The organism is Staphylococcus sp. GDY8P72P (assembly GCF_016890655.1).
Lineage (GTDB): Bacteria > Bacillota > Bacilli > Staphylococcales > Staphylococcaceae > Staphylococcus > Staphylococcus arlettae.
Genome location: NZ_JAFEQJ010000006.1, coordinates 22,722 through 35,692, shown reverse-complemented (window position 1 = coordinate 35,692; position 12,971 = coordinate 22,722). Strand labels below are relative to the sequence as shown.

At 33.5% G+C, this 12,971-nt stretch carries 12 protein-coding genes and 1 other RNA gene; 2 read left to right on the top strand and 11 right to left on the bottom strand.

Annotated elements, in window-relative coordinates; all coding sequences use genetic code 11:
• Positions 1-279: 279 nt before the first annotated feature.
• Entirely contained in the window at positions 280-1,290 is a 1,011-nt protein-coding gene (locus JVU85_RS01340) for an LLM class flavin-dependent oxidoreductase (RefSeq protein WP_204172044.1), read from the top strand.
• 39 nt (positions 1,291-1,329) lie between these two features.
• Here JVU85_RS01340 and JVU85_RS01335 read toward each other — a convergent pair whose 3' ends face one another.
• From JVU85_RS01335 to cymR, 3 genes are all read right to left on the bottom strand, one after another.
• Positions 1,330-1,491: a hypothetical protein gene (locus tag JVU85_RS01335; protein WP_002510458.1), complete on the bottom strand. Its 162-nt coding sequence runs from the start codon at positions 1,489-1,491 to the stop codon at positions 1,330-1,332.
• 31 nt (positions 1,492-1,522) lie between these two features.
• Positions 1,523-1,705 carry a CsbD family protein gene (locus JVU85_RS01330; RefSeq protein ID WP_002510457.1) on the bottom strand — a complete coding sequence of 61 codons (183 nt, stop codon included), beginning with the start codon at positions 1,703-1,705 and terminating at the stop codon, positions 1,523-1,525.
• A gap of 81 nt (positions 1,706-1,786) precedes the next feature.
• The gene (cymR, locus tag JVU85_RS01325; RefSeq protein WP_002510456.1) at positions 1,787-2,206 is read right to left on the bottom strand and encodes a cysteine metabolism transcriptional regulator CymR; all 420 of its coding nucleotides are present in this window, start codon (positions 2,204-2,206) and stop codon (positions 1,787-1,789) included.
• Positions 2,207-2,292: 86 nt separating this feature from the next.
• On the opposite strand from cymR, the gene JVU85_RS01320 reads away from it, so the two are divergent.
• The gene (locus JVU85_RS01320; protein ID WP_021459898.1) at positions 2,293-3,567 is read left to right on the top strand and encodes a replication-associated recombination protein A; all 1,275 of its coding nucleotides are present in this window, start codon (positions 2,293-2,295) and stop codon (positions 3,565-3,567) included.
• 492 nt (positions 3,568-4,059) lie between these two features.
• Here JVU85_RS01320 and JVU85_RS01315 read toward each other — a convergent pair whose 3' ends face one another.
• The 8 genes from JVU85_RS01315 to JVU85_RS01280 all read right to left on the bottom strand — a co-directional run bounded on the left by JVU85_RS01315 (position 4,060) and on the right by JVU85_RS01280 (position 12,962).
• Positions 4,060-4,833 (bottom strand): tRNA threonylcarbamoyladenosine dehydratase, encoded by a 774-nt coding sequence (locus JVU85_RS01315; RefSeq protein WP_002510454.1) that lies wholly within the window; start codon positions 4,831-4,833, stop codon positions 4,060-4,062.
• 114 nt (positions 4,834-4,947) lie between these two features.
• Positions 4,948-5,138, bottom strand: a non-coding RNA gene (gene ssrS, locus JVU85_RS01310) — 6S RNA.
• A gap of 63 nt (positions 5,139-5,201) precedes the next feature.
• On the bottom strand, positions 5,202-6,968 hold the full coding sequence (gene aspS, locus JVU85_RS01305; RefSeq protein WP_002510453.1) for an aspartate--tRNA ligase: 1,767 nt from the start codon (positions 6,966-6,968) through the stop codon (positions 5,202-5,204).
• A 6-nt stretch (positions 6,969-6,974) separates the two neighbouring features.
• On the bottom strand, positions 6,975-8,243 hold the full coding sequence (gene hisS / locus JVU85_RS01300) for a histidine--tRNA ligase (protein WP_002510452.1): 1,269 nt from the start codon (positions 8,241-8,243) through the stop codon (positions 6,975-6,977).
• Between the two features lie 332 nt (positions 8,244-8,575).
• On the bottom strand, positions 8,576-9,451 hold the full coding sequence (locus JVU85_RS01295) for an N-acetylmuramoyl-L-alanine amidase family protein (protein WP_002510451.1): 876 nt from the start codon (positions 9,449-9,451) through the stop codon (positions 8,576-8,578).
• Entirely contained in the window at positions 9,448-9,900 is a 453-nt protein-coding gene (gene dtd, locus JVU85_RS01290; RefSeq protein ID WP_002510450.1) for a D-aminoacyl-tRNA deacylase, read from the bottom strand. The genes JVU85_RS01295 and dtd overlap by 4 nt, the downstream gene beginning before the upstream one ends.
• A gap of 13 nt (positions 9,901-9,913) precedes the next feature.
• Positions 9,914-12,103 carry a RelA/SpoT family protein gene (locus JVU85_RS01285; RefSeq protein WP_021459896.1) on the bottom strand — a complete coding sequence of 730 codons (2,190 nt, stop codon included), beginning with the start codon at positions 12,101-12,103 and terminating at the stop codon, positions 9,914-9,916.
• A 340-nt stretch (positions 12,104-12,443) separates the two neighbouring features.
• Positions 12,444-12,962, bottom strand: a complete 519-nt coding sequence (locus JVU85_RS01280; RefSeq protein ID WP_002510448.1) for an adenine phosphoribosyltransferase — start codon at positions 12,960-12,962, stop codon at positions 12,444-12,446.
• Positions 12,963-12,971: the final 9 nt, after the last annotated feature.

Below are 12,971 nucleotides of genomic sequence, written 5' to 3'. Positions count from 1 at the left end.
CCTCTTTTAACGCAAAGCTGTAATGTCTCTATTCATTTGATAACGATATTTATTTAGTATTGCTACATACTTAAAAAGACAGAGACATCCCAACTAGCGCGATTTTTGTTTAGATTTGTTGTAGTTTAAATTGCTTATGAGATTTATCCATTGTCTTAATAAGGCCACCTAACGTTTTAAATTTACTACATTATAGCAGTGAGCATAATTTTACGCAAGCAGAAGTTGGACTGATATACTGAGCAATACGAACATAATTAAAGGAGGAGACAACGAGCAATGCCTAATATAAAACTTTCAGCATTAAACTTGGTTCCTATAAGAGAAGGCCAAACAGATAAAGATGCTATCAGTGACATGGTATCACTAGCACAAAATTTAGAAGACTTAGGTTATGAACGCTATTGGATTGCAGAACATCATAATGCACCTAATTTAGTTAGTTCAGCAACAGCGTTACTAATACAACACACATTAGAACATACCAAACGTATCCGTGTAGGTTCTGGTGGTATTATGTTACCTAACCATGCACCACTAGTTGTCGCAGAACAATTTGGTACGATGGAAACTGTTTTCCCCGATCGTGTAGATTTAGGTTTAGGACGTGCACCTGGCACGGATATGATGACTGCAAGCGCATTAAGAAGAGACCAACATAATGGTGTTTATGAATTTCCAGAAGAAGTAGAACTGCTAGCTACTTATTTTGGACCAGGAAATAAACAAAGCTACGTTCGTGCTTACCCAGCTGTCGATAAAAATGTGCCACTATATATTCTAGGGTCATCAACAGATTCTGCACATCTAGCAGCGCGTAAAGGGTTACCTTATGTATTTGCCGGTCATTTTGCGCCTCAACAAATGCATGAAGCAATACAAATCTACAAAGAATTATTTGAACCATCAGAGTATTTAGCTGAACCTTATATGATTGTTTGCTTAAATGCAATTGTCGCAGAAACTGATGAACAAGCAGAATTTTTAGCTACTACACAAGCACAAGTCATGGTTAGTGTAACACGTGGAAGAATGCAACCGGTTCAACCTCCTACTGATGACTTACAAGGTATTTTAACACCTCGTGAATTTGAATTAGCTAAACAGCGTATGGAGCAATCTTTAGTTGGGTCTGAAGCAACTGTGCAAGCTAAATTAGAATCATTTATGCAAGAGCATGGTGACATTGATGAATTAATGGCTATAAGTTATGTTTACGACCAACAAGAACAACTAGCTTCCTTTAAACGCTTAAATAATGTAATTTCTAAAGTAAACAACAGCAATTAAAATAACAAAAAAGCAATACCACGTAGGTATTGCTTTTTATTATTTCTCATCTTTATTATCGTTGTTATCTTCTTTATTGCCGCCAGTGAATTTATCGATTTGTTCACTCGCTTGTTGTGCTTTTTCGTTATCAACATTTTTTAGTTTATCAGATACGCTTTTAGCAGCATCTTTTGCTTTATTTAAGAAATTTTCAGCCATTTTTAATAGCCCCTTTCAATTTAATATAAGTTTATTTTTTTAATTTATCAATTGCTTCATTTGCTTTATTTTTAGCATTTTCCACTACTTCTTTTGCCTTGCCAGAAGTTTTATCTTCTTTTCCTTCATTTTCAAGGTCTTTATTATCTGTCACATTACCGACTGTTTCTTTGATGTTACCTTTGGCTTGTTCTACCTTGCTTTCATCAGCCATGTAATTACCTCCTTCATCGATACATGTTACAGTTATACCACTACATAGTATTATTAAACATAAAAATAATAATTTATTTGATTAGATATAAAACATGTAGCCATCTAAATTATTTGTTTCTTTATAATCTGCTAAATATTGCAACGTCGTATTATCTAAAACTTCTCTCACAGCATCTCTCATACGTATCCATAATTGCTTTTGGGCAGGTGGTTCAGATTCAATACTTTCTACAAATGTTATAGGACCTTCTAACAACCTTATAATATCACCAGCACTGATTTCTTCAGCAGGCACTCTTAGTTGGTAGCCACCTTTAGCACCACGTACACTTCTAATAAGGCCAGCATTTCTTAACGGGCCAACAAGTTGTTCTAAATATAAGTCACTTAAGTTATTTTCTTCAGCGATTGATTTTAAGGATACACATCCTTGTCCTTGCTTTTTAGCTAAAGATATCATTAATGTTAATCCATATCTTCCTTTTGTTGATATTTTCATTGTATAACCTCACTTAATTCGTCTACTTATTTATTCCCATTTTATCATTTTTTACGTTAATATAATATTAGAAAGGTGTGAATGATGTGACAAATGAACCATTAGCGGCTAGAATGCGTCCCAATAATATAGATGAAATCATCTCACAACAACATTTAGTAGGTTCTAGAGGGATAATTAGAAGAATGGTTGATACTAAACGTTTATCTTCCATGATTTTCTATGGCCCTCCAGGCATTGGTAAAACTAGTATAGCTAAAGCAATTGCTGGAAGTACACAGTATAAGTTCAGGCAATTAAATGCAGTTTCCAATTCTAAAAAAGATATGCAAATGGTAGTTGAAGAAGCGAAAATGTCTGGTCAAGTCATTTTACTGTTGGATGAAATTCATAGATTAGATAAAACAAAGCAAGATTTTCTATTACCACATTTAGAAAATGGCAAAATAGTATTAATTGGTGCAACTACATCAAATCCATATCATGCGATTAATCCTGCTATTAGATCAAGAGCTCAAATTTTTGAACTTTATCCTTTAAACGAAGATGATATTCGTTTAGCATTAGAACGTGCACTAGATGATGAAACAAATGGGTTAAAATCTTATGCGCCCACTATAGATGAAGATGCTTTGATATATTTTTCAACCCAGAGTCAAGGTGATGTAAGAAGCGCTTTAAACGCTTTAGAATTAGCAGTTTTAAGTTCAGAAACATCAGAACATGGACGACATATTACGTTACAAGATGCAAAAGATTGTCTTCAAAGAGGGGCATTTTTAAGTGATAAAGATGGTGATATGCACTACGATGTAATGAGTGCTTTCCAGAAATCTATTAGAGGTAGTGACGTTAATGCAGCTTTGCATTATCTCGCGCGACTTATCGAAGCTGGAGACTTACCAACAATAGCTAGACGTTTACTAGTTATTAGTTATGAAGATGTAGGCTTAGCGTCACCTAATGCAGGTCAACGTACATTAGCAGCAATTGAAGCAGCTGAAAGACTAGGATTCCCTGAAGCACGAATTCCATTAAGCCAAGCAGTCATTGAATTATGCTTATCTCCAAAATCAAACTCAGGTATTACAGCAATTGACCATGCCCTTTCAGATATACGTAAAGGCTATGCAGGACAAGTTCCTAATCATTTAAAAGATGGTCATTATAGTGGAGCTAAAGAACTCGGACGTGCAATTGGTTATAAATATCCACACAATTATGATAACGGATTTGTTGCACAACAGTACTTGCCGGATAAACTAAAAAATAAAATATATTATGAACCCAAAACTACTTCCAAAAGTGAACAACAATTCAAACAAATCTTCGACAATATAACACAAAACCAACAAAAATAAACCTTCACTATACTGTGAAGGTTTATTTCTATTTATATTATTTTTCAAGTCCTATTAACAGCGACTTGTGCGACTCCTGCGGGAATAGCACTCGCCGAAGACTACAAGCTAAGACAGTGCCTACGTAAAGCGTACATAAAAACTGCCAACAAAGTCGAAAACTTTGTCGTTAAACTTTTGTCATATTAAGGCTTTTGTATAGTATTGGCAGTGACTTATGCCGACTCGCACTTGCCGAAGACTACAGGCTGAGGCAGTGCCCGCGGAAAGCGTGCATAAAAACTGCCAACAAAGTCGGAAATGATGACTAGCATTGAAAAAATCTTGATTTGAAGCACAGTTTCAATACAGTCAGCTACTACCAATATGAAATGAAGGTGGAACAAATCAATGTTATTCCACCTTCATATTTTTTAGCATTACAATAACAAAATCAACAGCAAAAAATTTGTAAGTGTATGTTTTGTACACTAAATAGCACCGAACCTGCTACTATTGTCCTTTATCTTTAATACGTGTCACAGGGATATCACTTAAAATATCATTAATGACATAACTTGCACAAATTAGGCCAACAACACTTGGTACAAATGCATTCGAAGACGGTGGCATTTGTCCTTTTCTAGTCGGTGCATTAGCATCACCAACAGTTTCTTTTACGTCTTCTCTAATAACCAGTGGACTTTCATCTGAAAATACTACTGGTACACCTTTTGTAATACCTAATTTTTTTAATTTTCTTCTAATGATTTTAGCGATAGGATCTGTATGTGTTTTAGAAATATCTTCAATTACAAAACGTGTAGGGTCAATTTTGTTAGCTGCACCCATGCTAGAAATCACTTTGATATTACGCTCTAAACATTCTTTCATCAAATGGACTTTATACATAATTGTGTCACTTGCATCAATAAAATAATCGATATCGTAATTTTCAAAAAGATCCTCATAAGTATCTTCTGTATAAAACATATGCAATGCTGTCACTTTACAATCAGGATTAATTAATTTAATGCGTTCTTCCATTAAGGAAACTTTACTTTGACCAATCGTTGTTGTTAAGGCATGTATTTGACGATTAACATTAGTAATATCGACATCATCTTTATCAATTAAAATGATATGTCCAATATTAGTACGAGCTAATGCTTCTGCTGCAAAAGTACCAACACCGCCGACCCCCAACACAACTACTGTTTGTTCTTTTAATAAATCTAAACCTTCTTGACCATATGCCAATTCATTTCTCGAAAATTGGTGCTTCATAATCAAACTCCTTATAAATTTAACTTTCTATCAAATATAATTATACATGAATTTTACATAGATTTTAATTTTTTATTCACAAAAAAATACGCAAGACCGAAGTCTTGCGTACCGATAGAGTCCGTTTATGTCGTAGTTATAATAGCTTGATCATTCGGCCTGCTAAATACAGGTGGGTGCCCTGTTTCTCATTTTGCAAGTCCTCCTAATTGAGGCGTGTGCGCTATGAGAAAACCTATTGGGCTCCCTGATCAAAGAGTGTTAGGCCCAAATTAAAAAGCAACTTACGAACACTACAGATGACTACCTTATAAGATAATAATAACACATAATTATATATTAGCAAGAATTAAAACTTATATAATTTATTAATGTCTAATTCTTAAAGATAATTCTTCTAATTGATTATCTGAAACTTCACTTGGTGCATCCGTTAATAAACATGTAGCTGAAGCTGTTTTAGGGAATGCAATTGTATCTCTAAGATTAGTTCTATTCGTTAATAACATAACTAAACGATCAAGTCCTAATGCGATACCGCCATGAGGTGGTGCACCGTATTTAAATGCGTCTAATAAGAAGCCAAACTGTTCTCTAGCTTGTTCTTCAGTAAATCCTAACACTTCAAACATTTTTGCTTGTAACTCACCATCATGAATTCTGATTGAGCCACCACCTAATTCATATCCATTAAGTACAATATCATATGCATTAGCTTGTACTTGTTCTGGAGAGTCAGATAATTTAGCAATATCTTCTTGTTTTGGTGATGTAAATGGATGATGTGCTGCAACATAACGTTTTGCATCTTCATCATATTCCAATAGTGGCCAATCAGTTACCCATAAGAAGTTTAATTTTGATTCGTCAATAAGTGATAATTCTTTCGCCAATTTCAAGCGTAAAGCACCTAAACTTTGAGCAACTACATTTGGTTTATCAGCTACGAAAAGTACTAAGTCACCTGCTTTTGCTCCAGTTAATGATTGTAAAGTAGCAATATGGCTATCTTCAAAGAAACGACCAATTGGACCGTTAACACCATCTTCTACAACTTTAACCCAAGCTAAACCTTTAGCACCGTAGATATTTACAAATTCTGTTAAACCATCAATATCTTTTCTTGTATATTGATCTGCCGCACCTTCTGCCACTATAGCTTTTACTTGTCCATTGTTATTTACAGCGTCTTTAAACACTTTAAAGTCCATATCATGTCCAAGTTGTGACACATCAATTAATTCCATACCAAAACGAGTGTCTGGTTTATCTGAACCAAAACGTGTCATCGCTTCATTATATGTCATACGTGGAAATTGTTCTGTTAATTCAATATCTTTAACATCTTTTACAACTTTTTTCAGCATATCTTCGCCCATTGCCATTACATCTTCTTGGTCTACAAAACTCATTTCAATATCGACCTGTGTAAATTCAGGCTGTCTGTCAGCACGTAAATCTTCATCACGGAAACATTTAACGATTTGATAATATTTGTCGAAGCCACTAATCATCAATAATTGTTTAAAAATTTGTGGTGATTGTGGTAAAGCATAAAATTCTCCTTCATGTACACGTGAAGGTACTAAGTAGTCACGTGCTCCTTCTGGTGTAGACTTTGTTAATACAGGTGTTTCTATATCATAAAAGCCGTCTTGATCTAAATACTGACGAATTGAACGTGTTGTTTGATGACGCATTTTAAATGTTTGCGCAAGTTCTTGTCGGCGTAAATCTAAATATCTATATTTCAAACGAATATTTTCATCAACATTTTGATTTTCTTCATTAATTGAAAATGGTGGTGTTTCAGCTTTATTAATAATGTTAATTTCTGAAACTTGTACTTCTACTTGTCCTGTTGCTATTTTAGGATTTACTGTATCAGGATCACGTTTTGTGACTACACCTGTTACTTCTACAACATATTCTGATCTAACGGATTCAGCTGTTTCTAAAGCTTCTTCTGAAAATGACGGGTTAAAGACGATTTGTACATAACCTTCTCTATCTCTTAAATCAATAAATATTAAACCACCTAAGTCTCTACGGTTATGAACCCATCCTTTTAATGTTACTTCTTGGTCTAATAAATTTTCTGTTACTAATCCACAATATGTTGTTCTCTTACTCACTTTCATCTACTCCTTCTTTTTAAAATATGCGACAACTTCATCTAAATTAATTTTTTCTGTATTTCCTGTAGCCATATCTTTAATGTCAATTTCATTATTTTCTAATTCTTGATCACCGATGACAATTGTATAATTTGCCTGTAGTCTATCCGCTTGTTTCATTTGGCCTTTCACTTTTCTGCTCAAATAATCTTTGTCAGCTTTCACACCATTATGCCGAAGTTCATTTAACAATTTAACGGCATAGTTATCAGCTTCGTGACCCATCGTAACAATGAATAAATCAAAATCATCTTCGACATCCAACTCAATACCTTCATCTTCTAATGCTAATAATAAGCGTTCAATACTTAATGCAAAACCAATACCAGTATTATTTGGACCGCCTAATAATTCAAGTAAACCATTGTAACGTCCACCACCACAAAGTGTCGTTATTGCACCATCGTAATTCGGGTTATCAATCATTAATTCAAATGCAGTATGAGTGTAATAATCTAAACCTCTTACTAAGTTAGGATCTTCTTCATAACGAATATTTAAATTGTCTAAATGTTGTTTAACTTCATCATAATATTTAGTTGATTCAGCATTTAAAAATTCGGTAATACGGGGTGCAGTTTTTACCGCCTCTTTATCTTTATCGACTTTACAATCAAGAATACGCATTGGGTTAGTGTGTAAACGTGATTGACAATCTGAACAAAAGTCACCGATTACTGGTTCAAAATGTTTTACTAATGCTTCATTGTATTCTTTGCGTGAATCTGCATCACCGATACTATTAATAACTAATTTTAAATGTTTTAATCCAAATGATTGATATATATGCATAACCATAGCTAAAACTTCAGCGTCAATACTAGGATTTTCGGCACCAATTGCCTCAACGCCAAATTGTGTAAATTGGCGGTAACGTCCTTTTTGTTTGCGTTCATATCTGAACATAGGACCGTTATAATACAATTTTACAGGTTGGTTAGGATCACCTTGCATTTTATGTTCGATATAAGATCTTACCACCGCAGCGGTACCTTCAGGTCGTAAAGTAATACTGCGATCGCCTTTATCTAAAAAAGTATACATTTCTTTTTGTACAACATCAGTTGAATCGCCAACACCACGAGCAAATAATTCAGTACTTTCAAAAATAGGTGTACGAATTTCTTGATAATTATATAAAGTCATTAATTCATCTAATTTATTTTCAATATATCGCCATTGTTTAGTGTCTTCAGGAAGTATGTCCTGTGTACCTCTTGGAATATTTATCATATTATCTCTCCTTTTAACAATAAAAAAGCCCCTTGCATGATGAATTATCATACAAGGGACGATTGTGCCGTGTTGCCACCCTAATTGACTATAAAATATAAGTTATAGTCCACTTTAGACGAGTAACGTTCGTCAAACGGCTTTATTTTGTATAAAGCACCTGTTCTTGTGTTCATATAGCTTAAACGACTCAGTATAAATTTTCAGCCAAGATTTATATCTCTACACACATTTACGTGTTACCTTTTTGTTTAAGTATTTCAAGAATCATAACGGTTTATTTATCTAATTCATAATAATGATAACTACTTTACATTATTTTTGCAACCTTTTTATTCAGCGAAATATGAACGTAACCCGTCAATCACTGCTTGTTCAACTATTTTTCGATGTAATTCATCACGAATCATATTTTCGTCAGTAGGATTACTTATATAGCCTAATTCTAACAATACAGCTGGTACGTTTGTTTGTCTCAATACTTGATAGTTTTGTTGTCTTGCTCCCCGATCAGATAATAATGCCTTTTTTTGAATACTTGCATTTAAAGTTTCTGCTAATGCTTTTTGATTTTTCTTAAACCAGTAAACGGTACTACCGTTTGCTTTTTGTGATTTCAATGAATCATTATGTATACTTATAAAAGCATCACCTTTTAAATTTCGCTCATCTAACGTAACGTATTCATCAGTTTCACGTGTCATTTTGACATGGGCACCTTCTTTTTCCAATAACGTTTTCAATTCTTGAGCTGTTTTTAAAGTGTATACTTTTTCCAAGCTTTTTTTCTGTGTATTACTTGAAGCTCCCTGGTCACTTCCACCGTGACCAGGGTCAAGTACTATTGTTTTATTTTTTAGTGGTTTTGCACTTGCTGTCTTATCAGGGGCAATATTTAAATTCGTATGCCAACCAGCAATCCAACCTTTTTCTTTACCGTTATTGGATTCTATTTCAATCCATTTACCGGATTCACCTATTTTATGGAAGTTTTGTCCTTTAGATACAGATTTAATTTTGGGATACGTTGCATTAGGTCCAGTAAGCATATCTGCATCTTCGGTAATATAAATAGTACTACTATCTTCGTCATTGTGATTTAAAAAGGCAATTAACATAATGACAAATACAATAAAAATTACCAGGACAATTAGAGTGGGGATATTTTTCATTTTATGATTGCTTAACCAAGTATTGAGCCGTTTCATATAATTTTGCCATCCTGACTTTCGTAAATAATAGTAACAGGTCCATCATTTGTTATGCCAACTTGCATATCAGTGCCAAATTCACCTGTTAATACATTTAAATCATATACTCGTAAGGCATCATTAAATAGTTCGAAAAGTTCATTCGCCTTATCAGGACTCATAGATTTTGTAAATCCTGGACGGTTGCCTTTTTTGACATCTGCATACAATGTAAATTGTGAAATTGACAAAATTTCACCTGCAATGTCTTTAATACTTAAATTCATTTTCCCATTGTCATCTTCAAACAAACGTGCATTAGCAATTTTTTTTGCTAATATCTCAATATCGTCTGACGTTGATTGTTGACCAACACCTACTAATAAACAATATCCTTGTTGAATCTGATTATTTATTGAATCATTCGTAACTGCTGCATTTTTTACTCTCTGCAAAACGATTTTCATATATGTGGCACCTCTAATTCCAAACTCTAGTTACAGTATAGACATCGCCTAGTTGTTTTATTTTATCAACTACGCGATAAACTTCATTTACATTCTTTACCATGACACTTAGATTAATGACTGCATTTTTATCAATATCTGAACGGCCAGATACTTTCACTAAATTACTATTAGTTGAATTTACTGCTTGTAATACTTCGTTTAATAAACCATTACGGTCATATGCAGTAACTTCTAAATCGACTTGGTACCGTTGTGTTGAATCTTTTGATTTTACCCATTCTACATCTATCAATCTATCTTTTTCATCTTTGATGTTTGGACAATCTGTTCTGTGAACTTTGATTCCGTGCCCTTTAGTAATATATCCTACAATATCATCACCTGGGATTGGATTACAACATTTCGATAGTTTAATTAATACGTTTTCAATTCCTTCAACATAAACACCACTATCTGTCGTAATGTCCTCTTTGATAGGTACGGATTTAGTAATTTCTTGTGCTTGATTTAGAGCTTTTTGTTTATCTTGAATACGCTGTTTTTCAGTTAACTTGTTTACAATTTGTAATGCTGTAACACCACCAAAACCAACTGCAGCATATAAATCTTCTTCATTCGCAAAGTTATATTTATTATTGACTACGTCTATGTTTTCATCGATAAGCACGTCATCAACTCTAAAGCCTTGATCTCTAATCTCCGCTTCTATCATAAATTTACCTTTTTCTATGTTAGATGATCGGTCTTGTTTCTTGAAGAAACTTCTGATTTTACTTTTCGCACTAGAAGATTTTACAATTTTCAACCAATCTCTACTTGGTCCGTAGGAATGTTTACTTGTTCGTATTTCAACAATGTCTCCTGTTTGCAATACATAATCAATTGGTTCAATTTTCCCATTAACTTTTGCACCTATCATCTTATTACCAACTTCACTATGAATAGTGTAAGCAAAATCAATTGGTACCGCGCCATATGGTAATTCTATAACATCACTTTCTGGCGTGAATGCATAAACTTTATCACTTTGTAAATCAAATTTTAAAGATTCCATAAATTCTTCAGCATCTGTAGTTGTGTTATCAGTTTCTGCTAGTTCTTTTAACCAATTTAATTTATTATGAAAATCTTCTGTCTTTTCAGTGACCTGCTTTCCTTCTTTATATGCCCAGTGTGCAGCTACACCATGCTCAGCAATCTCATGCATTTCGAACGTTCTAATTTGTATTTCCAATGGGTCTCCATTCGGCCCAACAACAGTCGTATGTAATGACTGATACATATTTTGCTTAGGCATGGCAATGTAATCTTTAAAACGTCCTGGCATTGGTTTCCATAAGGTATGAACTAAACCTAAAATAGCATAACAATCATTGATGGAATTAACGATTACTCTAATCGCTAATAAATCAAAAATTTGGTCAAATTGTTTCTTCTGTTTGACCATTTTTCTATATATACTATAAATATGTTTAGGTCTGCCATTAATATCACCAACAATCGACATAGCACTCATTTCAGATTGAATCTGGTCAATGGCATTTTGAATATACGCTTCACGTTCACTGCGTTTCTTTTTCATAAGATTAACTATTCTGAAGTATTGAACACTGTCAATATAACGTAATGCAGTATCTTCTAACTCCCACTTAATTGTATTAATCCCTAAACGATGTGCAAGTGGTGCATATATCTCTAATGTTTCTTTCGAAATTCGAATTTGTTTATCTCTTGGCATTGGCTTAATAGTACGCATATTATGCAAGCGGTCGGCAAGCTTCACTAAAATTACACGTACATCTTTGGCAATGGCAATAAACAACTTTCTATGATTTTCAGCCTGTTGTTCTTCTTTAGATCGATATTTAACTTTTTTAAGTTTTGTTACACCCTCAACTATCATCGCCACTTCTTCATTGAACATAGCTTTTACGTCATCAAATGTATAGGGCGTATCTTCTATCACATCATGTAGAAAACCAGCAACAATTGTAGGTCCATCTAGATGCATTTCAGTTAAAATGCCAGCCACTTGTATTGGATGCATAATGTAAGGCAAGCCATTTTTACGGAATTGACCCTCATGTGCCTCATAAGCAATATGATAGCTTTTTAACACATATTCGTACTCATCTTTTGATAAATACGATTTCGCTTTATAAAGTACTTCGTCAGCACTGTATGGATATTCGTTATTCACTTAAGACACCCCACACTTAAAAATTAATCATTTAAAATGTTCATACGGTAAAGTTACCTATGTTGACTAATAACTTTATACATTAGTCTATTATACGCACAATTTTATAAATAATAGTTATATGATACTACATGTTGTAAAATAAATAAACGAGTTATGTAAGAGTTAAGCTATTAAATTGTACTATTTTTAATTTAACAACCTCAGCAATTATAATTTAACACATTGTATCCATATGTATTAATTAAAATAATGTGAATACACAGAATTTTAATTTAAAAAGAAATAATAACATCACCATTTACAGCAACACTATTATTTCTTCATTAAAAATATTTAATTATTCATCGTACGAAATTAAACTCATTACATCGTAATCTTGTATTTTTTCAATACCATTTAAGTACTTCAACTCAATAATGAATGCAATACCTACAACAATACCACCAAGCTCTTCCACTAATTTGATAGCTGCTTCAATCGTACCACCAGTAGCCAACAAGTCATCTGTGATAAGAACACGTTGCCCTGGTTTAATAGCATCTTTATGCATCGTTAATACATTAGTACCATATTCTAAAGAATATTCATAACGAATAACTTCTCTTGGCAATTTTCCTTCTTTACGTACCGGTGCAAAGCCAATACCCATTGAATAAGCCACAGGACATCCAATAATAAAGCCTCTTGCTTCTGGTCCTACAACTAAATCAACATTTCTATTTTTGGCATAATCTACAATTTGATCTGTAGCATAGCCATATGCTTCACCATTATCCATTATAGTTGTAATATCTTTAAAATTCACACCCGGTGTAGGCCAATCTTGTACTTCCGATACATATTGTTTTAAATCCATTCAAACTTC